Origin of the sequence: Rhizorhabdus sp. (assembly GCF_018006725.1) — a bacterium.
Lineage (GTDB): Bacteria > Pseudomonadota > Alphaproteobacteria > Sphingomonadales > Sphingomonadaceae > Rhizorhabdus.
In genome coordinates this window covers 25,510-49,646 of the sequence record NZ_JAGMXV010000010.1, presented here as the reverse complement: position 1 = coordinate 49,646, position 24,137 = coordinate 25,510, and the positions used below count along the sequence as shown (strand labels likewise).

Here is a 24,137-nt window from a genome sequence, read left to right as displayed (position 1 = left end):
GAGTCCGGCCGGCACGCTGCGATACCTGATGTCTCCGCGCGCCGGCCTCTTGCAACCCCCGCCGAGCACGGCTCAGATCAACCCAGGACTCTCGTTACGACTGGATGAGAAACGGGGGTCACGTCAGCTCGCGTGTCGGGATCAACGAGTATTTTCCCCCGGCCTACAGCCGTTCCTCGCGACCGCTGCGCTTCAAAATTCCCGTCCTGCCCTGCGGGCTGATCCCGCCCCTGCATCGCCTTCCGTCGGTGCGCATGCGAGGCCGCATCGGGCGGCTTCCAAAACAGCAACGGAGGCCATCATGGCAATCATCGGAACCTTCACCAAAGACGGCGAGAACTTCGTCGGCTCCATCGTCACCCTGGCGCTCAAGGCCAAGGCCACCATCCAGTCGGTCGTCAAAGCCACCGACAGCGCTCCGGACTACCGGGTCTTCTCCGGTGGGGTCGAGATCGGCGCGGCCTGGTCTCGCAAGAGCCAGCAAGGCGAACGCCCCTACCTATCGGTCAAGCTCGACGATCCGAGCTTCGGCGGCGCCATCTTCTGCCGCCTGGTCTACGGCGCGGAAGGCGGCCATCAGCTCATGTGGAGCCGTTAGGCCTGGCTCGGGGCGGCTTCGGCCGCCCCATCACCTGCTAGGCCGCCGCTTTCCCAAGCGGTTCGGAATTCACCCGCCGGGCATTGTCTCCCGGCCGACGCCGACGAACCAAAATGATGACGACAGCTTCTTCGGGCTCTTCAGCATCGGGGGCCTGAAGGAGAGTGTCGTGGCATTTCCCCCGCGCATGCTGCAGCCAGAGACGGCCAATCATGCGCGCGCCTTCGGCGATGATCGCCACCGCACCGAACACAATGCCGATCTCCTTCAGGTATTCATCGGCGGTAACCGAGTGTCCCAGGACCGCTCGGAAAAAGCCGTAGGTGAAGAGCACGAACATCGCGCCGATGAACAGCGATGAGCGGTGCATTTGGTGAAAACGCAGGTTCGCCTGTTCGCTCCTCGCTTTGAGGAGGGATTGAACGCGCGTGTGCATCATGGTCGTGCCTATCGAAAATGCGTTCTACCGAGGAGATGTTTTAACCCTCGGTCGCCACCCGCGATATAAATCCGTTGATGAACTTACCGGTTCCTCGAAATCAAAACGCCGCGCGCTGAATCATATTTGTTTGCCTTCTTAAGTCAGGATCACAGCGTAAAGGCACGAGGTGTTCGTATTTTATCTGGCTCAAGGCGTGCAAAGCTCACGCTTCGGAAGAAGCGATTAGCGGTATCTTCGCTCGTACCAAGGACCGTTGCGCATGCGCGCGAACGGCGATCGCTTGTTCGGCCTCTTTTCGATTCATCGCAAAGTTGTTCGAAGTAGGTACGGATGTCCTGCGGGGGATTCTGTTGAGATAACTCCCAAGAGACAGCGCGATAGAGCCGTTGGTCAATGACCGAAAGTCTACCGGGGCCCATTCCTCCAGCGGCAATGTCATCCCCATAGTATTTGTGAAGGAAGTTGAGCGGCGTAAGCTCGCATGCTTCACGGCCCGGATAGGGCCTTCGTTTCGGTACTGGCTTCCGCGTGGCTATTTCGCGAAGCTCTTGCACGGCTTCCAACACGCCGATGTCCGGCATTTCTTGAGCCATGAATAGGGTGAGGGCGAGCCGCTGATCGGCCGCTTGTTCCGGCGATGCGCCGCGTCTCAGCAGGAACTCTTCATAGCGAGCTCCAGCATTGAGAAATTGCTCGGCTTTGACGTCCGCAGGTGTGGCATCTGTATCCAGCTTACTCATAGAACTTCAGGAATATCAGATCGGAGCGGGCGGCAGTATTACAGTTTCGAGAAGAAATACGGCTTCCAAGTGCGGAATTAACGAAAAGTTAATGAGATATGTTCTAGTATTGCGTGTAGTGTGAGGTTGTATCGTTTACCGCATAACAGTCGAAGCCGACAATTCGTCCCGCCTCCAAAGTGAGGATGGACTAAAGGCGGATTTGATCGGCCGGATCGGTAGCGCCCAATCCGACCTCGAAGCCAATTTGGCCATCCTTCTGCATGGCGGCGACACTGCGTCGGTCGCCTTGGCTGAGGCGCAGCTGCAGGTTCTGGCAGGCCTGCAGCGACGCGTCGATCAAGCCCGCGGCGCGGACCTGGTCAGCATTCGCGGTGAGGTCCTCGCGATCTCGGCAGCGGCTCAGTTAGCAGCCCAACAAGCGCGTAGCAGCTCGGCGATGTCGGCTGCTGCATCTATCCAGGACGCCAGTGAGCGGGCGCGCAAGACGGTCCTGGGATTGGTCGACGACTACTACGAGAAGAAGGTCCTCGATCCCTACCTGCGCTTCTCGTCGCCCGAAGACGAGGCAGAGTACCGCAAGCGCGAGGCGGAGCGCCAAGCCGCTATTCAGAAGGCGCTGGCCGAGGGCACGCCGCAAGGCAACCTGCGTGCCGCCCAACTCATGGAAGATCAGCTGCGCGATGCTGGCGCACACGGTGCTGACCAAAGCCCAGACTACTTGCCGATGTTCGAGCGTGTCCGTAGCGTTGAGGAAGGTCTCGGTACCGCCCTTGCGGCGCAACCTGATACCGCAATATCGGTCTCGCGAGACCCGCTCGATGCCATTGCCCCGGCGACCAAAGTGATCGTTGGCGAGACCGAGCAGGGTGGGCACGGCCTCAGCGTGGGTTCGGCGAACGAAACCCCGGTCCGCACTACATAAGCTGGTAAGCTTTGCATTCGGCGACAACGCGATAGAAATACGGTTGATCTCGTCGCATCGCAGGGGCCTCAACTTTAAGTGCTCGCTCGAAGTCCGCGTCGATCTGGGCTCGGCTGAACTTCAGAATGTCGCCGAGGCCGTACGCCACGCCGAAGGATTCCTTAGCCTTACTTTCGTAATAGGCCGCCTTGGCCAAGTCACCGGCCCGCTGGCGCTGGCCGGACGCGATCCCGTTCGCTACGAAACAGCGGATGGCGACGTCGTAGGGCTCGCGGTTGGTCACCGCTGCTTGGGCGACGTGCGCACCAGCCACTTCGATCAGGGCTATAAGGGCAACCACCATCCATGAGGCGGGCTTGTTCATAATGCATCACCGGCAAGAAAAGGGAGCCGGGCGATGCTACCGAATGGCCTATTCTGTTGCGGTAGCAGCTAAGAGTTTGTTTTGAATCATAGTTATTCTACCGTCCGCCGCCGGGGTATTTCTGAAAGCGATCACTATTTGTAATGAGCGAGCGTCAACGCAGGGTCACGCCTTGCAACAGAATAGGCCATTCTGTTGCAGCGTTTGGGAGGGATCGTGACACGCGGCTGGAGATTGGACGCCGCTGATCCGGCGCGCCTCTTTGATCCGGTGGGACGCCGGAAGTATCTCTGTGCTCCCGAAGCGCGCCTGTTTCTGGCGGCTGCTCGCCAGGCTGATCCGCGCACGCGGACCTTCGCCCTGCTCCTGGCCTATACGGGCTGCCGCATCAGCGAGGGGCTCGCCTTGACCCCCGCCAGCCTTGATCGTTCCGGCGGCCAGATCGTGATCCGCACCCTCAAGCGCCGGCGGCTCTGCTATCGCGTGGTGCCTATCCCCAGCGCGCTCATGGACGAGCTGACACTGTTGGCGAGCGGATGTCGGGATGATCAGCGCCTGTGGTCGTGCTGCCGACAGACGGCCTGGCGCCGCATCAAGCGGCTAATGAAGAACTCGCAAATCGCCGGGCCACAGGCGACCGCCAAGGGGCTGCGCCATCGCTTCGGCGTGCTCGCCGCCGAGCATGTCCCGCTGGCCCTGGCCCAGCGCTGGATGGGGCACGCCAAGCCTCAGACCACGGCGATCTATCAGCAGGTCGTCGGGGAGGAGGAGCGGCGATTGGCCCAACGCCTCTGGGATGCGTCCGAGCGGCCCGACCTCTAGCTCGGATCGGCCGACGTGAGTTCGGCCGCGACATAGCGCTGGACGTCGCCGATGTTGACGAGCGTCACCGGGCCTTCCGCTGAGAGCGCTTGAAGGTCGCGGGGCAGGTGATGAAGATCCGACAGTTCGTAGAAGATGTGGTCCGCATAGGGCGGCCAGACCATGAGGTAGCGATCGACCGGGGCGTCGCTGTGTTGAATGTCCGACCACAGCTTATGGCGCGAGACGATGCTGCTGGCCTGGGTGAAGTTGAACCCATGGTCCATCAGGATTTTGGCGACCCGCATGAGGCAGAGGTCGGTTGCCCCGAAGCGCTTCCAGCCCGCCCGAGGGGCCGGGTCATCGAAGCTGTCGGACCCCGGCGCGTGAAAGCCCGGCAGCATGCCGGTACGGCCGAGGAGCCCACGCTTCAGGTAGCTGCGGAAACCTTCATAGCCGAGGCCGACGATATCGGCCGCACGGGCAGAGGTGACAGAGGGAAGTTCCAAAGACGACACCCAGTTTGGTTCTGACGGGACCAAAATGCATGATCACTTGTTTGGTGTCAATGGGACCAAATTTGCGTTAGGCACCAAGCCCCGTGCCGCGCGCTGCGGCCTGCGCCCGGCGGGCGTCGATCCTGTCGGTCCACTGCGCGTTCTTCGTTTCTTGCTTCTTCTTGTGGTGAAGGTAGCTGGCGGTGCCGATCACGGCGACACAAGCAACCGCGGCGGCGACGAGGCCGGCTTTCCCCATGCCTTTGGGCAGGGCCTTGGCGGTCGTGGCCGATTTCGCCGCGCTTGCGGCCGCTCCATTCACCGAAGCGCCGGCGGCCTTCGCTCCGCTGGCTACGGCGCCGTTAGCCGAAGCACCGGCCGCCTTCGTGGCGCTCTCCGCGCCGGACAAGCCTAACGCGGCCGCACGTTCGGCGCGCTGCTCGACCGCCATCGCCGCCATGCGCTGGGCATAGCCCCGGTCGATGTCGTGCATCGCGTTGATGTGGCCGAGGATTTCATCCTTGCCTTTGAAGTCTTTCGATCCTTCAACGAGATCACGCAGGCCTTGGTGAAACGTATCGCTTTCGGCGACGGTGCGCCTGGCGAATACTTCCGCCGGGACCTTGGCATTCGGGTCTCGTGACCACTGCGCAAATCGTGACATAGGCCTTCATTTTATCAAAATGACGGCCAGTTAGTATTACAGTTGCATGAAGTTATTTGGGTCGTGCCGGGAAATCGGGCGAGGCTTTGTTTCGTAGTTCAATGAGTTGGTCCATCGCCGAGCGCGCTTTACTGTCGATCAGGCGCTTATGGATTTCCGAGGCCAGTTCGAAATTTCCAGCATCGATGAGTTTATTGATGATCGCGAACTGCTGATCGCGGTAGGATTTGTCGTTCTCCGCGTCGATGCGCATGCTGTTTTCGATCTTCGCGAACTCCGCCGTGATAGCGGCCATCTCCAAGCGGTAGGCAGAATCGATCACATGCAGGTCGCGCTCCTCGGTCGCGATGAGCTTGCCGAGATCGAGCGCTTTGTCGATCAGGCCCGTATAGACCGTGAACTGGTCCAGGGCCGGCGGCAGTACCTCGCCCGCGAGCAGGGCGCGCCCGCGCACCCGCGCGGCATCCAGAAGCTCGTCCCGTCGTCCTGTTACATCGTCACTCATTAGCTTCCCGCCGTCTGCTTAAGTAGCTGCTTGCCTTCGGTCACCAGCATCGCGAGCTGCAGCGCCTGCCGCCGGGCTTCATCGGACGAAGCCCCGTCGGCAAACGATGGATCGGCAAGGGCCTGATCCAGGGCCTCGATGGTTTGAACCAGCCCATCGAATTGCGGCAGCAGGCGCGTGCGAATGAGCGTGTCCGTCCATTGCATGTCGGACTTGGCCGTCTGGGCTCGCAGGGTGAGATCACCCTCGAGCTCCTTGAGTTGCCGTAGCAACTTGCTTTCGTTGATCGCGGTCATGATCAACGTGAAGGCGGCGGCCGCCACCGCGGCCTGCCAGGGCATCTGACCCGTGCCGACTTTTGCGGCCACCTGGTTGAAGCCGCCCATGTAGTTGAGCTTCTGGGTGAAGCCACGTTTCACTTCGGCGAAGCCGACATCCTGGGCCAGCTGAACGCTCGCTTCCTCCACCGGCGCCGGCGTGATCCCAAGCCGGGCAAGGACGGCTTCGGCCCGTTGGAGCACGTCACTCGTCGAGCGCCGGGCCATGTCGACCGTCGCCACCGCGTGATTGTAGATGCCATAGGCAAGCTGCCAGCTTCGGCGGGTGAGCGCATCGCCGTCCTTCATCGTACTTTCGAGGATCCCGGTCTGCTTGCGCGTCCAAGCGTCCGCCAGGACGGGGTCTGAGGCGTCGAACACCTCGAAGCGGGTCATCTCCTCCAGGTTGGACAGGATCACCGCGCGTTGGGCGCGAAGGGCTTCCAGTGAAGCGGCAGGCGCCGCCGCCTTGCCGTGATCCGCGCGCGGCTTCTCCCACAGCTTGGCGCGCCGGAAATGGAAAGCGATCCTTCCGGCCGCGTAGAGGGAAAACAGCCAGTAGGCGGCGATGAGGAGCCCACCGATCCCGTCGACGCCGCCCAGGACCGCCACGCCGAGCTTGAGGCCGATGACGATGGCGAAGTGGGTGTAGAAGAACTTGATTGCATGCTGGCGCGTCGCTTCGACCGCCACAGCCGTGCCTTCCAACCGTGCCATCCGATGGGCCAGCCCGAGACCGGCGATAGTCATCAGGAAGGGCCCGATCCCGAAGAGCAGGAATATCGAGACGAACGGCCCGAGCGCGAAGAGCCCGAGCATGTTCCAGAATAGGCTCCACTGAAACTTCCCCGACCGCATGTCGTAGAAGGGGTCGGCGTAGTGGAGCATCTGATCGTGCGAGAGCGCCTTGACCGGCGCAGCGGAAGGCAGCACGGCCAGTTCGGTCATCGGTCGATCCCCAGATCGTGGCCGTGCTCCGGACCCGCCGGATCGACCCCGCGTTCGCGCGGCGCCCACTGCTCTTCGAACGAGGCCGTTCGGGGCGGTTCGATGGCGGGGCCTCTTCCATACAGCTCGGCCGATGCGGCTTCGCCGAGCTTCTCGACTTCGATCACCGGCGCCGCCGTGACGACGCGACCGAACCAGCCTTCCTCCACGACCTTCTGACGAACGTCCTGAATGGCGTTCGCCGCCTCGCGGAACAGGAAATCAAACAGCGCCATGACCGCCTCCCCGAACGTCACGGCACCACAGAAAGCGATGCTATCGCAAGAGGAGTCTTTACGATTTAAGGAATCCTAGGTTGAAATGCCGCTGATCAGCGGGGGCGATCCGATCGTGAGCTACGTCAACAACCTCGACGCACCGCTACTGCAGCTATCGCCGCAGGATCGCTTCACGCTTCGCGACGCCTGTCAGGGTGTGCACGTCTTCGGCGGCATCGGCTCCGGCAAGACCTCCGGCAGCGGCAAGGCCTTGGCCGGGGCGTACCTTCGCGCCGGCATGGGCGGGTTGGTGCTCGCCGCCAAGCCCGACGAAGTCGAACAGTGGATCGCCTACGCCCATGAGCACGGGCGCGGAAACTCGCTGGTGCTGTTCGGCGATCGCGGCGGCTGCTTCAACTTCATCACCTACGAACTGTCGCGCCAGGGAATGGCCGGCCTGGGCAGCGTCGTCGAATGCCTGATGCGCATTCTCGACGCGGCGCGCCTCGCCAACCCCAACGCCGGGCGCAGCAGCGAGGCGTTCTGGGAAGACGCCACGCGCCAGGTGCTGCGCAACACCATCCCGATCCTGTTCGCGGCGACCGGCAATGTCACCATCCCCGAGATCATCCGCTTCGTCGCTTCGGCGCCGGTCAGCCTTGATCAGCTGCGCGATCCCGATTGGCAGGAACATTCCTTCATGTTCGCGGCGCTGGCCCGCGCCCGCCGCGAACCCATCGTGCCGTTGTCAGAATCGGATTTCGACAAGACCGCCGCCTACTGGCGTGACGAGTACAGCCAGCTCGACAACAAGACGCGCGGGAATATCGCGATCTCCTTGTCGACCGCGCTCGACCGTTTCAATCGCGGCCGGCTGCACGACGCGTTCTGCACCGGCACGAACATCGTGCCCGAATTGACCTTCCACGGCGCGATCATCGTCATGGACATGTCGGCGCTGACCTGGAACGAGGACGGCATCATCGGCCAGCAGCTGTTCAAGTACATGTGGCAGCGCGCCGTGCTCGCCCGCAACGGGCTCGATCCGGCGCACCGCGACCGGCCGGTGTTCCTGTGGGCGGACGAAAGCCAGTATTTCGTCAATGCCTTCGACACCGACTTCCAGTCGACCTGCCGTTCGGCGCGGGCCTGCACGGTGTTTCTCACCCAGTCGCTGCCGACCTACTACGCGAAGATGGGCGGTGAGAACGCCAAGCACAAAGCCGACATGCTGCTGGCGAACTTCGTGACGAAGATCTTCCACAACAATGCCGACCCGGAGACAAACCAATGGGCGGCGACCACGGTCGGCCGCAGCCTGGTTCGTCGGAACACCTACAGCGAGGGCACCAACAGCTCGCGGTCGATGGGCATGAATGCCGGCGAGAACAAGAGCTGGGGGTCCAGTTCAGGTTCCAGCGCGTCGAGCAGTAATCACGGCTCGCAGTCCGGTTCGACCTGGGGCTCGAACAAGGGTGGCGGCGAAAGCTGGGGTCGCAATCGCGGCCTCAATACCGGTGAGAGCTACACCGACGGCTACTCCGAACAGATGGATTACGAGATCGAGCCCGCGGATTTCGCCCGCTACCTGAAGACCGGGGGCACCGCCAATGCCGGTCAGGTGACCGGGGTGTGGTTCCAGGCCGGCAAGACCTTCAACGACAGCCGTCGAAACTACCTGCATGTGACGTTCCGCCAATGAACCGCCCCAACTTCTTCACCTACCTCATCGGCAACGGCCTCAGCTTCGTTGGCCTCAGCATCGGCCTGCTCGTCTTCGGCTTTCAGTTTCTGACGACAGGCCAGGGCGGGATGCTGGCCCTCATCTTCCTCATCGCCGGAAGCGCCGCCTACAAGGCCAACGAACGCATCCGCGCCTACAATGACTGGCAGCGCGAATGGAACGCCATGGACGGCAAGGCGCCCCGGCAGTTCGCGCTACCCGGCTGGGGCAAGCTCCGCGTCGTGCTCGGCGTCATCGTCTGGATCGTCTTCGGCTTCATGGCGCTTGGCGCGACCGGAACGCCGGGCCTCGAAATTCCCCTTGCGATGTTTTGGGCAGGCACGGCGCTCGGGATTGGGGTCGCCATCTTTCGGCTGATCAAACGAGGCAAATCCGCGCCCCGAAGGGGCGCCGATTTTGTCAGCCACTGCCTGGCTCGTCCCGGGCAGTCGGCCAGCCTGAACCAGGCCTACCAATCGCTGCCCGACTACTGCCGGCGCATCATGGGGTGACGGCGGCAATGCGGGTTTTGCTACCAATCGACCGCCTCTCTGTTATAGTATAACAATGTCCGACGTCGTTCCATTAAGCCCTGCCGAGATCGCCACCGCCCGTAAGCGGCGGCTCGTCGCGCAGCATCTGCAAGCGCTCGAAGGCAACGCGCTGACGCCGGCCGAGATCGCCATGTTCGACATGTTCGACCGCGAAGGCTGGTCCGGTGATCGCTGCCGCGATTTCATCCGCGACCAACTCGGCATCGCACCCGCGCTGAAATGAGCGACCCGTACGCCGACCCCACAACCGGCGTCCTCTACAATCGCCTTGGCCTGACCACCGCCGAAGCGCTCGACCAGGCCGAACGTCTCTTCGTCGCGAGCCGGGCTCGCGACTTCGTACCCAAAGGCGAGTTCGACCTCGACCATCTGCGCAGCATCCATCGCCACCTGTTCCAGGATGTCTATGACTGGGCAGGCGAGCTGCGCACCGTCGAGATCGAGAAGGGGGACAGTGTCTTCATGCCGGCGTCGCTGATCCGACGCGGTATGGACGACATCCATTGGCGTCTCGTGGACGCCGACCACCTGCGTGGCCTGCAGCCGGACGCCTTCGCGGCGGCGGCGGCCGATCTCCTGGCCGACATCAACCACCTCCACCCCTTTCGTGAAGGCAATGGCCGGGTGCAGCTGCAGTTCTTCGGCCAACTGGCCGAAGGGGCCGGCCACGCGGTCGACCTGACGCGGCTTGATCGCGCGACCTGGCTCGATGCCTCGATCGCGTCGCATACACGCGATCTGACCCCGATGACCGAGGCGCTGCGCGACACGGTTATCGGCCCCGCGCCCGAGCGTGAGCTCGGGCGCGACCGGGGCATCGATGTGTAGTTACCGCTTCGCGGTCGGCTCCGGTCGGACGATGTCGATGCGGGTGACAACCGGCTCGCCATTGCCCGGCGCCGGCCAGACCCGCGGATTAAATTGCTGGATGTAGGTCACCATCCGGCGCGCCAGCTTCTTGCGCAGGTCGCGCAGGAAGCGTCCCTCGATGACCACGATGCAGTCGGGCAGGAAGAGGCGAAGCTGTTCTTCGCCGACATAGCCGATCTGCATCAGGAACCGATACTGGAACTCGATGCCCTCGGCGATCTCGGTGTTGTCGACCCAGCGCTGGACATCGCAGCACTCGCCCACCGTGCCACTCGGCATGAAGCCGTAAGGCTTGTAGGGCTCGCTGCTGACCGCGCCTTCCGGCCGCTCAGGTTCTGTCAATGGTGGCGTCTCCCGCCCCATCCGTTCGGTGAAGCTCGGTCGCCCGAACACCTGGTCGAACTCATCGCTCAAGGTCCACCTCCGGGATGGGAGTAGGTTTCTTGAATTGGTTGGCGAAGCTCTCCGCCATGTCGCCGAGGCGCAGCACGAAGTCGGCCAGCGCGTTCGGATCGCGCTGCTTGTAGTGCTCGACTTCCTCGTAAAGCTGCGCCCGCTTCTTGATCGCGACCCATTGGGTGACGCGCTCTTTGAGGTAGTCGTAAGCCTTCCCGACATGGCGGGCCAGGCCGAGGTTCAGCTGCGGGATGCGGAAGATCCCTTGCTTCTCCAAGGTGCGGTGATCGATGCGCGCATCGGATCCCGCATCGGCCAGGCTGGCGTTCGCATGCGCTGCCCAGCGTTCCCGCCAGACGTTCACGTTGCGTAGCGCTTCCACCGCCTCGAGCGCTTCGCGATCTTCCTCGAGGCCGGTGTTGTTGAACCGCTTGCGCGCTTCGGCAACCTGCCGCGCGATGTCCTCGCGCTCGTTCCAGTCGCGCTCCTTCTTCGCGGCGAAGCCGGTGGGCGAGCTGCTGTCCAAACGACGAAGCGTCAGCAGCACATGCGCGTGGGGTTGCTCTAGTCCGTCGGACGCATCGGGCCGGTGCACGCCGATGTCGGCGACCATGCCCTTGCTGACGAAATGCTCGCGCACGAACCCGCGCACCAGGTCGATCTGTTGCTCGGGGCGGAGCTCGCGGGGGAGGGTGATTTCGACCTCGCGGGCCAGCTGTGCGTCGCTGCGCTTCTCCGCCCGCTCGACCATGTTCCACAGGGTCTGCCGGTCAAACACCCAAGGCGGTGTCTCGCCCTCGGGGGCGAGGATCTCCGTGTGAAAAATGTCGGGCTTGTCGAAGTGAAACCATTTGCCCTGGGCCACATCAAAGAGACGTTCGCCCGAGCGGTAAGCGGCCGCGGCCACCACCGACCGGCGCGTTGCGCCGCCCGGTTTGGCGGCCCGTCCCAAGGACCGCGAGATCACCTTCAGCCTGAGGTGATAGATAGCCAAGCCTGAACCCCCGTTCTGCCGCCGAGCTAGAAACAAGAGAGCGCTAAACCGCTAGGTGTGCACTTATACATTCTTGCGAATGTGCCCACAGGGATTTCTCGCGTCAGGGTTGCTGCGATCGTTGTTTCCACAACTATGATGCGATGCAGCAACAGGTTCGGCGGCTTGGCAGGGGTTCTTCCGCCACCCCCTTACACCCCGGCGGGACCGGCTCTCAGCCTTGCTTTTCGCCGGAGGGGCGCTGCCCCTGAACAACCCCGGTCAGGGCGCTTTGGCGCTGCCCCGACACCCTCGCATTCCACCGGCGACCGGTGGAGCAGGACCCCGTCCCGCACCCTGGTCCGAGGCGTTCGTCACCCCCCCCCGGAACCCCCGCGAGGGCCGCTGCCATACATCGCGATGTATGGGGACAACGCGCAGTTTGCCCTTGAACTCAGGTCCGGTTCGGCCATGCTCATGGCCGGTCGTTCCACCTGACCTATCGCCGGGTCAAAGCGAACTTTAGTCCCTCAAGCGTCCCGCCCCGTCCTTCCTCGACGCCGGCGTGTAATCGGCGATCGACGGTGATGAGAAGGAACGGTGCCATGGCCGTACTCCGGCTGACCCCTGCCAACCTGACGTTCGTGAAGCGCTCGCTGCGCGCCGCCTATCCGAACGTGAAATCCTCCCACCTCACCGAAGGCCTTGCCGCGGCCGTCGGCGAAAACACGCATGCGGCGCTGCTTGCTCGGATCTCGGGTCAGGCAGAAGCGGAGCCCGTCCAACTGGATCGGGATCGCTGGCGCCAGCGGCTCACCGAGCTCGGCTACCCGAGCCTGAGCGGCGAGGCCCTGACGCCCATCGTCCGCGACGATGCGCTGCCCGATCCGTGCTGGCGGGTGCTGCCTCGGCGAAACATCCCCGCCATCAATGCCTGGTTCTACCAGTGTCGGCGCGACGACATTCCCGACATCTATGTCAACGTTGCGCGCAAGTACGCCCGCCTTGAATGGGACTGCATCTCGACTGAAGGAAACGGCGATAAAGGGGTCACGGGGGAGGGAAGCCGTGAACTCGGGCGAGCGATGTTCGCCACCTTCCAGCGCCTCGCCATACATGCCAGCGGGAAGCCGATGTATCAGGGCTCCCCCTTTGTCGGGACCATCGAGGGGCTGGACCCTCCGACGGCCTTCGCGATCGCGGACGCGTTTTTCGTGACCCTTTTCCGGGCCACGCGAGAGCGCCGCTTAAAATAGGCGTGCGGAGATTGGGCGGATTATTCGCCGCAATATGCGCGGTGAATAATCTTGCCTTTGCGGGGAATGCTCCCTATAATCACCGCATAATTAGCGGAGATTATGTGAGCCTCTATATCCACCAGCAAAAATCCTGGCCCGAATTTCGATGGGACCAGGAAGCGATCCTGAAACCCCTCAGCGATGTTCGCAATCGTCAGGGTCGCCTGTTTGGGCGGATGGAATCGTTGGGCTTCGAACTGCGCGCCGAAGCCTTGCTTGAGACCCTCACCGAGGATGTTCTCAAGTCCAGCGAGATCGAAGGCGAAATCCTCGACAAAGGCCAGGTGCGTTCCTCGATTGCCAAGCGCCTGGGCATGGATGTCGGCGGGACCGAGGAGGCGGATCGCAACGTCGATGGCGTTGTCGAGATGATGCTCGACGCCACCCAGCGCTACGCCGAGCCGCTCACCCAGGAGCGCCTGTTCGGCTGGCACGCGTCGTTGTTCCCCACCGGCCATAGCGGCATGAGCAAGATCACCGTCGCCGCTTGGCGGCCGGCGGATGTCGATCCCATGCAGGTTGTCTCCGGCTACTACGGAAAACAGAAAGTCCATTTCGAAGCGCCGGGCGGAGCCCTCCTGGAGGCCGAGATGGATCGCTTCCTGAAATGGTTCAACGGCGACGACCGGATGGAGCCGGTCCTCAAATCCGCCATCGCCCATCTGTGGTTCGTGACCATCCACCCGTTCGAGGACGGCAACGGGCGGATCGCCCGGGCCATCGCCGATATGGCGCTCGCCCGTTCGGAAAACAGCCCGCAGCGCTTCTACAGCATGTCGGCGCAGATCCGCGTTGAGCGGAAGCGCTGCTACGATGTGCTGGAAGCCACCCAGAAGGGTGACCTCACGATCGATGCCTGGCTGGCGTGGTTCCTCGAATGTCTGCTTCGCGCCATCGACGGTGCCGAAGATATTCTCGGCGCAGTTCTTACCAAGGCACGCTTCTGGGAGCGCCTCGCTGGTCAGCCGCTCAGCGACCGCCAGCGCACCATGATCAACCGCTTGCTGGACGGGTTCGAGGGCAAACTCACCAGCGGCAAATGGGCGGTCATTACCAAGACCTCACCGGACACCGCACTGCGCGACATCACCGATCTCGTCGAGCGCGGCATCCTGGTCAAGGAGCCCGGCGGCGGCCGCAGCACGAGCTATGCGCTCGCGGGTATCGCCTATGGCGTATGACTCAAGCGGATTGAGAACACCTTTGCCGCGACCTTGTCGGCCGAGAACTCGGTTTCTCCCTCAAGGCGTTCGCGACCGGTCCCGATGGGAGAATGGACGGTCGCCATCGGCGCCGCTGCGCCACCATGCAGGCTGGCAATTCTCCCCGTCAAAGCCGTCCTTCAATCCGGACGCCCAGCGCGGTCGGAACCCTCGGCGTACAATGCTTGGATAAGCGGGCACCCCGGGTCGTGGCCGGCGTCGCAGGCGCGGACGGACAAAGTTAGCGCCCGTTCCATGCGCCTGAGGTCAGCGATCCGCGCTCGGACATCCTTCAGATGGGTAGCCGCCAAGTCCCGCGCTTCAGCGCACGAAGCCTCACCGCCGGCGACCAGTCCAAGCAGCGCACGGACCTCGCTTAGAGTGAAGCCCAGCTCGCGAGCCCGGCGCACGAAGCCCAGTCGGCCCACGTCGTCTGCCCCATAGCTTCGGTAGCGGCCTCGGCGAGGCGGCACCGGCAGCAGACCGATGCGCTCGTAGTAGCGGATCGTCTCAATATTGCAGCCCGTACGGCGCGAGAGTTCGCCGATGGGTATCGCGCTGTCCGCCATGCGAAGCCTTCCGATTGGGGCTTGAGTCTGTAGTCGCTACAGATGGCATCGTGGGTGGCATGATGCAAAGGACCATCGAATGACGCCTTCCAGACTCGGAGAGGAAAAGGGCGGCAAGCCCATCGAAACCGGCCTGAGCTGGGCCGCGTTCGCCGCCGCAGCTGGTGCGGTCTTCGCTTGGGCAGCGTGCTGCGTCTTGCCAATGTCGTTGGCCGTCGCCGGCCTAGGCTTGGGAGGCCTGAGCTGGTTTGCTCAGCAACGCGCTTGGATCACGCTTGCGGCGCTGGGCGTGATTGGCGCTGGCTGGCTGTTGACATGGCGGCGGGCTCGGATGTGTCGGACGGACAGCGCCTGCGCTCCGCCCTCGCGGCTTGGGACGGGCCTGCTCGCCGCGGCAACGGTGCTTGCGCTTCTCGCACTCGCCTGGCAGCCGTTCGTCGAACCGTGGGCCTTGGCTCTGATCCGGAGCGCCCGCGGATGAGCGATCTGTCGACCGAGCTTCGCTCCACGCTTACCTGCCCCCACTGCGGCCATCGGGCGATCGAGATCATGCCGACCGACGCCTGCCAGTACTTCTACGACTGCCAGGGTTGCGATGTCGTCCTCAAGCCGAAGCCGGGCGACTGCTGCGTCTACTGCTCCTACGGTGATGTGGCTTGCCCTCCCATCCAGGAGGCGCAGGCGCTTGGTCAGACCTCAGCCTGCTGCGGCGGAACTGGGGATAACCGATGATCGACGCAGGCCAGCGGCTGAGCCGGCGACGCACGGGTGACGACTGATCCTCGCTCAAGCGGCGTTGGTCTAGTGGGTTTGGCGCGCACAAGGCGGCTATCGATGGATGACCCTGCCCAACCCCGCCGGTAGGGCAACCCGGCTCGCTTCCTCCGCTTTGCTTCGTGCAGCTCCGCCCCGACATCGTCGGCGCGCATAGCGCGGCGTGTGCCCCACCACCGGATGCGGTTGGGCGGACGGGCTCCATCAGCCGCGCGCGGTGCGCGGCTCCAAGGAGCCAACCATGACCACCAGCCCATCTTCCCGTCGCGACCTCTACGAGGAGGTCACCCAACAGATCGTCACCGCCATCGAGGCCGGCAGCGGCGGCTTCGAGCTTCCCTGGCATCACATTCCCGGTCTGCCGAAGAACTTGGCAAGCGATCGGCCCTATCGCGGGATCAACACCCTTCTGCTCTGGCTGATCGGCAACACCCGAGGCTATGCCACGCCATTCTGGGCCACCTTCAAGCAGTGGCGCGAACTCGGTCATCCGGTCCGCAAGGGGGAGACGTCCGCCACCGTCGTGTTCTGGAAACAACTCGGCAGCGCCGGCGAGGAAGCCGCCTCGTCCGAGGAAGACCGTCCCCGGTTCGTCGCCCGCGCCTACCATGTCTTCAACGCCGCCCAGGTCGACGGCTTCGAGCTTCCCCTGCTACCGACCCTGTCGGACGTCGAACGCATCGCGGCCGCCGAGACGTTCTTCGCGGGGCTGCCCATCACCGTGCATCACGATCAGGACTGCGCCTTCTACCGGCCGTCGAGCGATAGCGTGCATCTTCCCGCCTTCAGTCGCTTCCGCAATGCCCAGGCCTACTACGCTACCCGCGGCCACGAGAGCGTTCACGCCACCGGTCACAAGGATCGCCTGGACCGTGACCTGAGCGGCCGGTTTGGCTCCAACGCCTACGCGATGGAAGAACTCGTCGCTGAACTCGGCGCTGCTTTCCTCTGCGCCGATCTCGGGATTTCTCCCGAACCCCGGCCGGATCACGCCGCCTACCTCGCCTCCTGGCTGGAGGTGCTGAAGGCCGATAGCCGGGCCATCTTCACTGCCGCCGGCAAGGCGCAGGCGGCCGTGGACTGGCTGCATGCGAGCAGCGCGCTCTGAGGCGTTGCGCGCCCGCTACCCGGTTCTAGCCAGTGGCAGCTTGCGCCTTCGAAGCAACAGAAATGCGGCCGGCACGATGAACATCGACAGCAGGGGTGCGGTGATCATTCCACCGATCATCGGGGCCGCGATACGGCTCATGACTTCCGAGCCCGCGCCGTGCCCAATCAGGATCGGAAACAGCCCGGCCAGGATCACCGCGACCGTCATCGCCTTCGGACGCACACGTAGCACCGCGCCGTCACGCACCGCCTCGGTGATTGCGGCGCGCGAGGGGTCCACACCCCGCTCCTCAAGCGCATGCTTGAGGTAGATCAGCATCACCACCCCGAACTCCGCCGAGACGCCCGCCAGTGCGATGAAGCCCACCGCTGTCGCCACCGACTGGTGGTAGCCCAGCAGATACAGCGTCCAGATCCCTCCGGTCAGCGCGAAGGGCAGCGTGAACAGGATCAAGGCCGCCTCGTCCAGACGCCGAAAGGTCAGGAAGAGGAGGATGAAGATGATCAACAGCGTTGCAGGCACCACGATGGTCAGCCGTTCGACAGCGCGCGCCAGGTATTCGAACTGGCCGGAATAGGCCAGGCTTACACCCGATGGCAGCGTGATCTCGCGCGTGACGGCGCGCTGCAGATCGGTCACGACTGAGGCCAAGTCCCGCTCGCCGACATCGACATAGACCCAGACCGAGGGACGTCCGTTCTCACTCTTGAGCATCGGAGGGCCGTCGACGATGCGCACTGACGCGACACTGCCTAGCGTAATTTGCTGGCCCGATCCGGTGAGGATCGGAAGCATCCGCAAACCGTCGAGGGAATCGCGCACCTCACGCGGATAGCGGACATTGATCGAGTAGCGGGCGAGCCCCTCCACGGTCTGGCCCACAGTGTCGCCGCCGACTGCCCCCGAGATGATCTGCTGAACATCCTCGATGTTGAGGCCATACCGCGCCGCCGCCTCGCGATCGATATCGATATCCACATAGCGTCCACCTGTCAGCCGTTCGGCGAGCGCCGAGCGCACACCCGGCACCGTTTTGGCGACCCGCTGAATCTCCTGGGCAATGGCATCGAGTTTGCCGGCGTCGGAGCCGGTGACTTTGATGCCGATCGGGCTTTTGACGCCCGTTGCCTGCATGTCGATGCGGTTGCGGATCGGCGGCACCCAGACGTTAGCCAGGCCCGGCACCTGCACGGCGCGATCCAGCTCCGCGACCAGCTTCTCCTGCGTCATGCCCGCCCGCCATTGATCGCGGGGTTTGAAGCGGATCGTCGTTTCAAACATCTCCAACGGCGCCGGGTCCGTTGCGGTATCGGCGCGGCCGGCCTTCCCAAAGACACTCTCCACCTCTGGGACCGTCTTGATCATCCGGTCGGTCTGTTGGAGCAGCGTCGATGCTTTCGCAGCGGACAAGCCAGGCAGCGCCGAGGGCATGTAGAGAAGATCGCCCTCCGCCATCGGCGGCATAAACTCACCGCCCAGATGCGTCAGCGGCCACGCGGTGGTGGCCAGCAACATCGCCGCCACCAGCAGCGTTGCACGGGGATATCGCAACACCCAGTCCAGCGCAGGACGGTAGATGGCCGTCAGCCAGCGATTGATCGGGTTGGCATTCTCCGAAGGCACACGTCCCCGGATCAGATACCCCATCAGGACCGGCGCGATGGTGACGGAGAGAATGGCCGCCGCCGCCATGGCGTAGGTCTTAGTGAAGGCCAGCGGTGAAAAGAGCCGCCCCTCCTGCGCTTGCAGCGTGAAGACCGGGATGAACGACAGGGTGATGATCAGAAGGCTGAAGAACAGCGGTGGTCCCACCTCCACGGCTGCTTCGGTAAGCACCTTCCAACGTGTCGGGTGGTCGAGCTCTTCGCCCGGATGCGCCTCCTGCCAGATCTCCAGCCGCTTGTGCGCGTTCTCGACCATCACAACAATCGCATCGACCATCGCACCGATCGCGATGGCGACACCGCCCAGCGACATGATGTTCGCATTCACCCCCTGCAGGCGCATCACGATGAACGCGGCCAAGACCCCAATCGGCAACGCGATGACCGCAACCAGGGCGGATCGCGCGCGCCAGAGAAACAGGCCGCACACCAAGGCGACGACGATGAACTCTTCGACCAGCTTCTGGGTGAGATTGGCGACCGCGCGATCGATCAGCGGCGCACGGTCGTAGGTCGTGACCATCGCGACGCCAGGAGGCAGGCTCCGTTTGAGCTCGGCAACCTTCTTCTCCACCGCCGCCAGCGTAGCGCGCGCGTCAGCTCCTGAACGCAGGATGATGACGCCGCCGGCAACCTCGCCTTCGCCGTTCAGCTCGGCGATCCCGCGCCGCAGTTCCGGTCCGACCTGAACGATGGCGACATCGCCCAGACGCACCGCGACCCCGCCCGCGTCGGTCTTCAGCGGCAAGGCCCTGAAATCGTCAAGGCTCTTCAGATAGCCGCCGGAACGAACCATGTATTCCGCTTCCGCCAGCTCGATGACCGAACCGCCTGTCGACTGGTTGCCCCGCTTCAGCGCCTCCACCACCTGGCCGAAGGTGACGCCGTAGCCGGCGAGTTTCACGGGATCGACGACGACCTGGTACTGCCGCGCCATCCCACCCACGCTCGCCACCTCGGCGACGCCGGGGATGGACTTGAGTTCGTAGCGTAGGAACCAGTCCTGCAGGCCGCGCAGTTGGGACAGGTCATGCCGCCCGCTGCGATCCACCAAGGCGTATTCATAGACCCATCCGACCCCCGTCGCGTCCGGACCGAGCGCCGATCTGGCTGCTTCCGGCAATCGGCCTTGCGCCTGGTTGAGGTACTCCAGCGCGCGCGAGCGGGCCCAATAGAGATCGGTGCCATCCTCGAACAACACGTAGACAAAGCTGTCGCCGAAGAAGGAGTAGCCCCGGACCGTCTTCACGCCCGGCACGGACAGCATCGTCGTGGTCAGCGGATAGGTGACCTGATCCTCGACCACCTGCGGCGGCTGGTTCGCGTAGCTCGTTCGAATGATGACCTGCACGTCGGACAGATCGGGCAGGGCGTCGATCGGGGTGGTGCGCACCGCCCAAATGCCCGCGACCACCACCACCAGCGTCATCATCAGCACGACAAATCGGTTGGCGACAGACCAGCGGATGACCGATGCAATCATGGCCGGCCTCCCGATCGGGTCAGGCTGCGGATGGTCGTCTCGCCGTCACGCTGATCGAAACGTACCTGCACTTCATCGCCAACCTTGATGCCGCGCAGCAACGCGGCGTCGGTTATCCGGAATTCCATCGTCATGGCCGGCCAGTTCAGTGCAGGAACCGGCCCGTGGGAAAGCGTGACCGAGCGCGGCGATACGGCCTCAACCCGGCCCTGTGCGTCGTACATGGTCGGGCTCTTGGGTGCCGCCGACGGCGGCGTGGTCGATCCGACGCCGCTCAGGCTCGCCTCGGAATCCAGCAGAAACTGTCCCGACGCAACGATACGTTCGCCGGCCACGAGGCCTTCGAGAATCTCGATTTCGGCGTTGGCTTCGCGACCCACCCGAACCGTTCGCGCTTCGTAACGCCCACCATCCCTGACGACCATGACCAAGCTGCGCTGACCCGTGCGGATCACCGCTTCGGCAGGTACGAGCACCGCCGCTTCCATCTTCGGCCCGGACAATTCCACCCGGGCAAACATCCCGGGACGGAGTTGGCCGTCACGATTATCAACCTCGATGCGGACCTGCACCGTCCGGCTGGCGCTTTGCGCTTCCGGAAGAATGGCCCGAACCTGGCCGGTGAACACCCGGCCCGGAAACGCATCGACGGCAATCTGCGCCGAGCGCCCGTCGCCAATCCTTCCAGCCTGAGCTTGCGCAACGGAGGCGACGACCCAGACGCGGCCCACGCCGTTGATCTCCGCGAGGGTCTGGCCCGCCATGACGTTCATGCCGGCGCGGACATTCAGAGCCTTGATCACCCCATCCATCGGCGTCGTCACGGTGAAGAGATTCTGCGGTTTGCCGCTGCGCTCCACGCGCGCGATGAGCTCGGGCGGCATCCCCAGAAGCACGAGCCGCTGCCGAGCCGCGGCGATCAGCGCTGGCGAACCGCCCCGCCGCACCGCCAGGAACTCGCTCTGCGCACCAGCCCATTCCGGGACCAGTATGTCCGCGAGCGGGGCGTTGCGTGCGACGATGTCGCCCGGCGCGCGCGCATACACACGTTGAACAAACCCACCCGCACGCGCCTGAACAATGGCGACGCTGCGTTGATCGAACTCGACAGTGCCCGAGACCGTCAGACGTTGATCGAGCATGCCGCTTCGGGCGGTCGCCACCCGCATGCCAAGGCTTTGCTGCGCGGCCGGATCGATCGACACACCCGCCGTCCCAGCCTCATCGGCGTATTTGGGGACGAGCTGCATGTCCATGAAGGGCGATTTTCCCGGCTTGTCGAAGCGCTGTCCGGGAACCATCGGGTCGTACCAATAGAGCACGGTGCGCCCATCCGCCGACTGACCTGGATCCACCGGCCGTTGCCGCGAGGCCAAGCCCCAGCCCGCAGCCCCGGCGAGGAGCGCGATCAACAGGGCGGCCCCCGCCAGCTGAGGCCAAGTTGTTGGAATATGTTTCATTGGCCTTCTCCCCCATAGGTCATGACAATTCGGGCGCCGTCGCGAGCGACCAGCGCCTCGCGGTCGAGCATCGCAAGCTGTGCCTCGGCGAGCCCCGTCAGCGCTGCGATGACATCGGCTAAGCTCGTGCGGCCCGCGCCGTAGCTCGCCGTTTCAAGGTCGGCGCGCTCCCTGGCGAGTGACAGCGTCACGTCGCGCGCCCGCACCCACTGGTCCTGGTGCATGGCATGTTCGGCCAAGTCCGCTTCGAGCGCGGCGACAAGCGCGCGGCGGGCGCTTTCGCGCTCCATCTCGAGGCGCGACGCGTCGATCCGGCGCGCCGCGATCCGCGAATCCTGCCGTCGTTCCCCAAACAGCGGCAGACTGACCGTCGCCGTGGCGGAGACCATGTCGCCGTACATCGGATCGCGCCGTCCATAGCTCAGGCCAAAATTCCAGTCCGGGCGCTTTCCGGCCTCAGCCAGTCCAACGTCCGCGCGCGCTTGCCGGACGCGGGCGTCGAACTCCAGAAGCATGGGGTGGCGATCGATGCCGGCGCGCAGCGAGACCGCGTCGACCGTGAAGGGAGGCGGCGCGCCGGCGACATCCGCCAGCGGATCGCCGGTCCACCGAACCAGTTCGGCGCGTGCCTTGCCGACGGCCGCCGCCAGTTCGCTGCGTCGATCCTGCAGAGCCGCCTTCATTTGCAACGGCTCCAGCGCTTGCCCAGGGCGCATGGTCCCGGAAGCCACGCCCGCACCGCTGCTCGCCCAAAGAGGCTCCAGCTCCCGCAAGACGTCATCGACAGCGGCCAGACGCCGCTTGGCGTAATAGAGGTCGATCCAGGCGAGCGCCGTTGCGACCTGGATTTCCCGCTCGGTCATCCGACTTCGTGCCTGTGCCGCCGCGATGTCCGCTCCGGCCCTGGTCCGCTCCGCTTCGCGCCGCGCGCCGCTTGGTACGTCCTGGCTGATCCCGATGGTCTGCATCGTGCCGCTATCGCCATCAAAGCGTCCCGCCACCGGGCCGGAGACCGGATAGTTGATGATCCCGAAGTTCAAACTCGGGTCCGGCAGGCGACCAGCCGCCGCCGCGTCGCGTTTTGCGGCATCGATCTCAAGGCCGGCGGCGCGAGCAGAGGGGCCTTCGGCGACCGCACGGGCGATGGCCTGATCAAAGGTGAGTGGTTCGGCGAGCGCCGGGCCGGCAAGCAGGCAGGCCGCGACGAAAAATGATGGCAATCGCATAGGCATGGTTCCTCGGGCGCAATGCGCCCGGTCGTTCAAAAACGGGGGTGTGCCAGGCATCGCCGGGGCGGCGTGCGCTCATGCGGAGCGACAATGGGGGGGCGCCATGCGCCGCCCGCATGCTCCAGGCGCAGCTCATCCCGCAGCGTGCGCTGTGGGTTGGGTCAGCCGTGAAGCTTGGGTGGTCGTTCGAGGCCGTTTGGGTCGAAGGTCGAAGGGCTCAACGCCGGCCGCCCAGGGCCGACGTCACCATCGATGAACACCACGAGCGCGGAGGAAGTCGGCGGTGGCGCAGCGCTCATGATGTGTAATGCCGCGCAGCCCTTGGCGCACTCGGTTGCCGTCTTGTTATGGTCGCAGCACGGGTCTTCCCCCCAGCTGCTCGCCATCATGGCTTCATCGGAGGCCGTTTGATCACTTGCCTTGACCGGCGCGTCGGCCTGGCTCATCGCCTGCTCGCAATCAACACGCGCTGTCGCAGCGAGCACTGGATTGACCAGCATCGCTATCGAAAACACGGCGGTGAGCAGTAGGCGGAACATCAGATCAATCTAAATCATCACGCGTTAAAACAGGCATCATCTTCTTCATTCTATCCCCACTGATCCGCACCAACATCAGATCACCGGTTCATGGTTGGGTTCGGAAGGCGGCTTGCGCAAGAATGGATCATGCGCGCGCATCCAGTTGCGTGCCGGGCGTTCGACCAGGTGATAGAGGGCGATCGAAGCGATGAGCGTCGCCACGAAAACCCCGAGCCAGGCGGCCCAGGCCGCCGCGCCCGACAGGTTCGGGGCGATGCGGTCGAGCGCGTGGAAGTAGGCGATATCGACCGGCAGGTGCGCCATGTAGACCGAGTAGGAAACCTCCCCCAGATAGACGAGCGCGACCGAACCCAGCACACCGCGCGGGTTCGTCTTGGAGGCTTCGGCCAGCGAGAAGATCAGCAAGCCGAAGGCCGGCCAGATCGCGGCGTCGCTCCAATGCAGGCTGGACCCAACGACGATCCACAGGACGGCGAGGCTCGCCCCAAGCAGCGCCGCAAAGCCCGGCAGCACCACCGTCCGGCCCAACTGATAGAGCGCGGCGCCAAACAGGAACGCTGGCACGATGCGGATGATGCCCAGCCGGGTCACTTCCGAAAGCGGCAGACCGTTCGATTCCACGCTCCAGAACATGACGAAGAACAGGCCCAGCGAGAGCGCGACCGCGAGCCAGGCAAGGCGTCGCAGCGCCAGCACCAACAGCGCCGCGAGCGGGAAAATCAGGTAGGCGAACCATTCCGCCGAAATCGACCAGGAGGGGAAATTCCACTGCACCGATGGGGTCGTTCCCCAGGCGTGAATGAGCAGCAGGTGCTGGGGCAGCACCAACGGATCGAAGGCGACCGGATCGAAGCGTGCGCCCAGCTTCATGGCGACCAGCCAGATCGCAACCGTCGCCGCCAGCGTCACCAGGTGGACCGGGTAGATGCGCGACAGGCGCGCCCAGAGGAACGATCCGTAGTTGAAGCGCTTTTCCTCGACGCGGCCGAGATAGACGTGGCTCAGGATGAAGCCCGACAGGATGAAGAAGAGATCGACGCCCAGATAGCCCTTGGCGACAAAACCCAGCCGGTCGACATCCAGACCGAGATGGTCCCGGAAATGGTAGACCAACACCCACAACGCGGCCGCGATCCGCAACGACGTCAACGGCCGAATATCATTCGGATACATGCGCGCCCCCGTGCAGAGGGCTCGTTGGCCAAGCCCCTTTAGGGGCTATACGGCGCTC

General features: G+C 64.0%; 27 protein-coding genes. 11 read left to right on the top strand and 16 right to left on the bottom strand.

The features are described from left to right. Window positions 1-301: 301 nt before the first annotated feature. The gene (locus tag KAY22_RS03135) at window positions 302-598 is read left to right on the top strand and encodes a DUF736 domain-containing protein (protein ID WP_296619869.1); all 297 of its coding nucleotides are present in this window, start codon (window positions 302-304) and stop codon (window positions 596-598) included. Window positions 599-635: 37 nt separating this feature from the next. Here KAY22_RS03135 and KAY22_RS03130 read toward each other — a convergent pair whose 3' ends face one another. After that, on the bottom strand, window positions 636-1,037 hold the full coding sequence (locus tag KAY22_RS03130) for a hypothetical protein (protein ID WP_296619867.1): 402 nt from the start codon (window positions 1,035-1,037) through the stop codon (window positions 636-638). Window positions 1,038-1,186: 149 nt separating this feature from the next. Next, window positions 1,187-1,780, bottom strand: a complete 594-nt coding sequence (locus KAY22_RS03125; RefSeq protein ID WP_296619864.1) for a hypothetical protein — start codon at window positions 1,778-1,780, stop codon at window positions 1,187-1,189. Window positions 1,781-1,982: 202 nt separating this feature from the next. Here KAY22_RS03125 and KAY22_RS03120 point away from each other — a divergent pair, with 202 nt between their 5' ends. Next, window positions 1,983-2,705, top strand: coding sequence for a hypothetical protein (locus KAY22_RS03120; RefSeq protein WP_296619862.1), 723 nt, complete (start codon window positions 1,983-1,985; stop codon window positions 2,703-2,705). On the opposite strand, the gene KAY22_RS03115 is transcribed toward KAY22_RS03120, so the two are convergent. Next, entirely contained in the window at window positions 2,698-3,069 is a 372-nt protein-coding gene (locus KAY22_RS03115) for a hypothetical protein (RefSeq protein ID WP_296619860.1), read from the bottom strand. The two genes, KAY22_RS03120 and KAY22_RS03115, sit on opposite strands and share 8 nt — an antisense overlap. 234 nt (window positions 3,070-3,303) lie before the next feature. Here KAY22_RS03115 and KAY22_RS03110 point away from each other — a divergent pair, with 234 nt between their 5' ends. Continuing rightward, window positions 3,304-3,891, top strand: coding sequence for a site-specific integrase (locus KAY22_RS03110; protein ID WP_296619858.1), 588 nt, complete (start codon window positions 3,304-3,306; stop codon window positions 3,889-3,891). Here KAY22_RS03110 and KAY22_RS03105 read toward each other — a convergent pair. The 5 genes from KAY22_RS03105 to KAY22_RS03085 form a co-directional block, all read right to left on the bottom strand. Beyond that, window positions 3,888-4,379: a hypothetical protein gene (locus KAY22_RS03105; protein WP_296619854.1), complete on the bottom strand. Its 492-nt coding sequence runs from the start codon at window positions 4,377-4,379 to the stop codon at window positions 3,888-3,890. The two genes, KAY22_RS03110 and KAY22_RS03105, sit on opposite strands and share 4 nt — an antisense overlap. A 76-nt stretch (window positions 4,380-4,455) precedes the next feature. Then, on the bottom strand, window positions 4,456-5,031 hold the full coding sequence (locus KAY22_RS03100; protein ID WP_296619853.1) for a hypothetical protein: 576 nt from the start codon (window positions 5,029-5,031) through the stop codon (window positions 4,456-4,458). Between the two features lie 52 nt (window positions 5,032-5,083). Then, window positions 5,084-5,536: a hypothetical protein gene (locus KAY22_RS03095; protein ID WP_296619851.1), complete on the bottom strand. Its 453-nt coding sequence runs from the start codon at window positions 5,534-5,536 to the stop codon at window positions 5,084-5,086. After that, complete coding sequence (locus KAY22_RS03090) at window positions 5,536-6,801, bottom strand: hypothetical protein (protein ID WP_296619849.1); 1,266 nt, start codon at window positions 6,799-6,801, stop codon at window positions 5,536-5,538. Before KAY22_RS03090 ends, KAY22_RS03095 begins: the two co-directional genes overlap by 1 nt. Further along, window positions 6,798-7,076: a hypothetical protein gene (locus KAY22_RS03085; protein WP_296619848.1), complete on the bottom strand. Its 279-nt coding sequence runs from the start codon at window positions 7,074-7,076 to the stop codon at window positions 6,798-6,800. The genes KAY22_RS03090 and KAY22_RS03085 overlap by 4 nt, the downstream gene beginning before the upstream one ends. Before the next feature lie 85 nt (window positions 7,077-7,161). Between KAY22_RS03085 and KAY22_RS03080 the strand changes: the two genes are divergently transcribed. From KAY22_RS03080 to KAY22_RS03065, 4 genes are read left to right on the top strand one after another with little or no spacing between them, the layout of a single operon-like run. Next, entirely contained in the window at window positions 7,162-8,760 is a 1,599-nt protein-coding gene (locus tag KAY22_RS03080; protein ID WP_296619846.1) for a TraM recognition domain-containing protein, read from the top strand. Then, on the top strand, window positions 8,757-9,293 hold the full coding sequence (locus KAY22_RS03075; RefSeq protein ID WP_296619844.1) for a hypothetical protein: 537 nt from the start codon (window positions 8,757-8,759) through the stop codon (window positions 9,291-9,293). The genes KAY22_RS03080 and KAY22_RS03075 overlap by 4 nt, the downstream gene beginning before the upstream one ends. Window positions 9,294-9,348: 55 nt before the next feature. Beyond that, window positions 9,349-9,558 (top strand): hypothetical protein, encoded by a 210-nt coding sequence (locus KAY22_RS03070; RefSeq protein WP_296619842.1) that lies wholly within the window; start codon window positions 9,349-9,351, stop codon window positions 9,556-9,558. Continuing rightward, window positions 9,555-10,163: a Fic family protein gene (locus KAY22_RS03065; protein WP_296619840.1), complete on the top strand. Its 609-nt coding sequence runs from the start codon at window positions 9,555-9,557 to the stop codon at window positions 10,161-10,163. Before KAY22_RS03070 ends, KAY22_RS03065 begins: the two co-directional genes overlap by 4 nt. On the opposite strand, the gene KAY22_RS03060 is transcribed toward KAY22_RS03065, so the two are convergent. Together KAY22_RS03060 and mobQ are read right to left on the bottom strand one after the other, a co-directional pair. After that, window positions 10,164-10,619: a hypothetical protein gene (locus KAY22_RS03060; protein WP_296619838.1), complete on the bottom strand. Its 456-nt coding sequence runs from the start codon at window positions 10,617-10,619 to the stop codon at window positions 10,164-10,166. It lies immediately after the preceding gene. Further along, window positions 10,609-11,595 carry a MobQ family relaxase gene (gene mobQ / locus KAY22_RS03055; RefSeq protein ID WP_296619836.1) on the bottom strand — a complete coding sequence of 329 codons (987 nt, stop codon included), beginning with the start codon at window positions 11,593-11,595 and terminating at the stop codon, window positions 10,609-10,611. Before mobQ ends, KAY22_RS03060 begins: the two co-directional genes overlap by 11 nt. Window positions 11,596-12,179: 584 nt before the next feature. Here mobQ and KAY22_RS03050 point away from each other — a divergent pair. Together KAY22_RS03050 and KAY22_RS03045 are read left to right on the top strand one after the other, a co-directional pair. Beyond that, the gene (locus KAY22_RS03050; RefSeq protein WP_296619834.1) at window positions 12,180-12,830 is read left to right on the top strand and encodes a hypothetical protein; all 651 of its coding nucleotides are present in this window, start codon (window positions 12,180-12,182) and stop codon (window positions 12,828-12,830) included. Window positions 12,831-12,934: 104 nt separating this feature from the next. Continuing rightward, the gene (locus tag KAY22_RS03045) at window positions 12,935-14,053 is read left to right on the top strand and encodes a Fic family protein (protein WP_296619832.1); all 1,119 of its coding nucleotides are present in this window, start codon (window positions 12,935-12,937) and stop codon (window positions 14,051-14,053) included. A gap of 161 nt (window positions 14,054-14,214) precedes the next feature. Here KAY22_RS03045 and KAY22_RS03040 read toward each other — a convergent pair whose 3' ends face one another. Next, window positions 14,215-14,643 carry a helix-turn-helix domain-containing protein gene (locus tag KAY22_RS03040; protein WP_296619829.1) on the bottom strand — a complete coding sequence of 143 codons (429 nt, stop codon included), beginning with the start codon at window positions 14,641-14,643 and terminating at the stop codon, window positions 14,215-14,217. A 477-nt stretch (window positions 14,644-15,120) separates the two neighbouring features. On the opposite strand from KAY22_RS03040, the gene KAY22_RS03035 reads away from it, so the two are divergent. Then, window positions 15,121-15,375, top strand: coding sequence for a GDCCVxC domain-containing (seleno)protein (locus KAY22_RS03035; RefSeq protein ID WP_296619827.1), 255 nt, complete (start codon window positions 15,121-15,123; stop codon window positions 15,373-15,375). Between the two features lie 283 nt (window positions 15,376-15,658). Beyond that, the gene (locus tag KAY22_RS03030; protein WP_296619824.1) at window positions 15,659-16,525 is read left to right on the top strand and encodes a zincin-like metallopeptidase domain-containing protein; all 867 of its coding nucleotides are present in this window, start codon (window positions 15,659-15,661) and stop codon (window positions 16,523-16,525) included. Between the two features lie 15 nt (window positions 16,526-16,540). Here the strand turns inward: KAY22_RS03030 and KAY22_RS03025 are convergent, their stop codons facing one another. The 5 genes from KAY22_RS03025 to KAY22_RS03005 all read right to left on the bottom strand — a co-directional run bounded on the left by KAY22_RS03025 (window position 16,541) and on the right by KAY22_RS03005 (window position 24,079). Continuing rightward, window positions 16,541-19,675, bottom strand: a complete 3,135-nt coding sequence (locus tag KAY22_RS03025; RefSeq protein WP_296619821.1) for an efflux RND transporter permease subunit — start codon at window positions 19,673-19,675, stop codon at window positions 16,541-16,543. Next, window positions 19,672-21,087, bottom strand: a complete 1,416-nt coding sequence (locus KAY22_RS03020) for an efflux RND transporter periplasmic adaptor subunit (RefSeq protein ID WP_366514059.1) — start codon at window positions 21,085-21,087, stop codon at window positions 19,672-19,674. The genes KAY22_RS03025 and KAY22_RS03020 overlap by 4 nt, the downstream gene beginning before the upstream one ends. A gap of 44 nt (window positions 21,088-21,131) precedes the next feature. Continuing rightward, on the bottom strand, window positions 21,132-22,361 hold the full coding sequence (locus KAY22_RS03015; protein ID WP_296619817.1) for a TolC family protein: 1,230 nt from the start codon (window positions 22,359-22,361) through the stop codon (window positions 21,132-21,134). 164 nt (window positions 22,362-22,525) lie between these two features. Continuing rightward, window positions 22,526-22,903, bottom strand: coding sequence for a hypothetical protein (locus tag KAY22_RS03010; RefSeq protein ID WP_296619815.1), 378 nt, complete (start codon window positions 22,901-22,903; stop codon window positions 22,526-22,528). Between the two features lie 75 nt (window positions 22,904-22,978). Further along, window positions 22,979-24,079 carry an acyltransferase gene (locus tag KAY22_RS03005; RefSeq protein WP_296619814.1) on the bottom strand — a complete coding sequence of 367 codons (1,101 nt, stop codon included), beginning with the start codon at window positions 24,077-24,079 and terminating at the stop codon, window positions 22,979-22,981. Window positions 24,080-24,137: the final 58 nt, after the last annotated feature.

What these genes read in the sequence shown, in the direction of transcription:
- KAY22_RS03135 (WP_296619869.1), top strand. Translation starts at nt 302, where the DNA reads ATGGCAATCATCGGAACCTTCACCAAAGACGGCGAGAACTTCGTCGGC.
- KAY22_RS03130 (WP_296619867.1), bottom strand. Translation starts at nt 1,037, where the DNA reads ATGATGCACACGCGCGTTCAATCCCTCCTCAAAGCGAGGAGCGAACAG.
- KAY22_RS03125 (WP_296619864.1), bottom strand. Translation starts at nt 1,780, where the DNA reads ATGAGTAAGCTGGATACAGATGCCACACCTGCGGACGTCAAAGCCGAG.
- KAY22_RS03115 (WP_296619860.1), bottom strand. Translation starts at nt 3,069, where the DNA reads ATGAACAAGCCCGCCTCATGGATGGTGGTTGCCCTTATAGCCCTGATC.
- KAY22_RS03100 (WP_296619853.1), bottom strand. Translation starts at nt 5,031, where the DNA reads ATGTCACGATTTGCGCAGTGGTCACGAGACCCGAATGCCAAGGTCCCG.
- KAY22_RS03095 (WP_296619851.1), bottom strand. Translation starts at nt 5,536, where the DNA reads ATGAGTGACGATGTAACAGGACGACGGGACGAGCTTCTGGATGCCGCG.
- KAY22_RS03090 (WP_296619849.1), bottom strand. Translation starts at nt 6,801, where the DNA reads ATGACCGAACTGGCCGTGCTGCCTTCCGCTGCGCCGGTCAAGGCGCTC.
- KAY22_RS03085 (WP_296619848.1), bottom strand. Translation starts at nt 7,076, where the DNA reads ATGGCGCTGTTTGATTTCCTGTTCCGCGAGGCGGCGAACGCCATTCAG.
- KAY22_RS03080 (WP_296619846.1), top strand. Translation starts at nt 7,162, where the DNA reads ATGCCGCTGATCAGCGGGGGCGATCCGATCGTGAGCTACGTCAACAAC.
- KAY22_RS03075 (WP_296619844.1), top strand. Translation starts at nt 8,757, where the DNA reads ATGAACCGCCCCAACTTCTTCACCTACCTCATCGGCAACGGCCTCAGC.
- KAY22_RS03070 (WP_296619842.1), top strand. Translation starts at nt 9,349, where the DNA reads ATGTCCGACGTCGTTCCATTAAGCCCTGCCGAGATCGCCACCGCCCGT.
- KAY22_RS03065 (WP_296619840.1), top strand. Translation starts at nt 9,555, where the DNA reads ATGAGCGACCCGTACGCCGACCCCACAACCGGCGTCCTCTACAATCGC.
- KAY22_RS03050 (WP_296619834.1), top strand. Translation starts at nt 12,180, where the DNA reads ATGGCCGTACTCCGGCTGACCCCTGCCAACCTGACGTTCGTGAAGCGC.
- KAY22_RS03040 (WP_296619829.1), bottom strand. Translation starts at nt 14,643, where the DNA reads ATGGCGGACAGCGCGATACCCATCGGCGAACTCTCGCGCCGTACGGGC.
- KAY22_RS03035 (WP_296619827.1), top strand. Translation starts at nt 15,121, where the DNA reads ATGAGCGATCTGTCGACCGAGCTTCGCTCCACGCTTACCTGCCCCCAC.
- KAY22_RS03030 (WP_296619824.1), top strand. Translation starts at nt 15,659, where the DNA reads ATGACCACCAGCCCATCTTCCCGTCGCGACCTCTACGAGGAGGTCACC.
- KAY22_RS03025 (WP_296619821.1), bottom strand. Translation starts at nt 19,675, where the DNA reads ATGATTGCATCGGTCATCCGCTGGTCTGTCGCCAACCGATTTGTCGTG.
- KAY22_RS03015 (WP_296619817.1), bottom strand. Translation starts at nt 22,361, where the DNA reads ATGCGATTGCCATCATTTTTCGTCGCGGCCTGCCTGCTTGCCGGCCCG.
- KAY22_RS03010 (WP_296619815.1), bottom strand. Translation starts at nt 22,903, where the DNA reads ATGTTCCGCCTACTGCTCACCGCCGTGTTTTCGATAGCGATGCTGGTC.
- KAY22_RS03005 (WP_296619814.1), bottom strand. Translation starts at nt 24,079, where the DNA reads ATGTATCCGAATGATATTCGGCCGTTGACGTCGTTGCGGATCGCGGCC.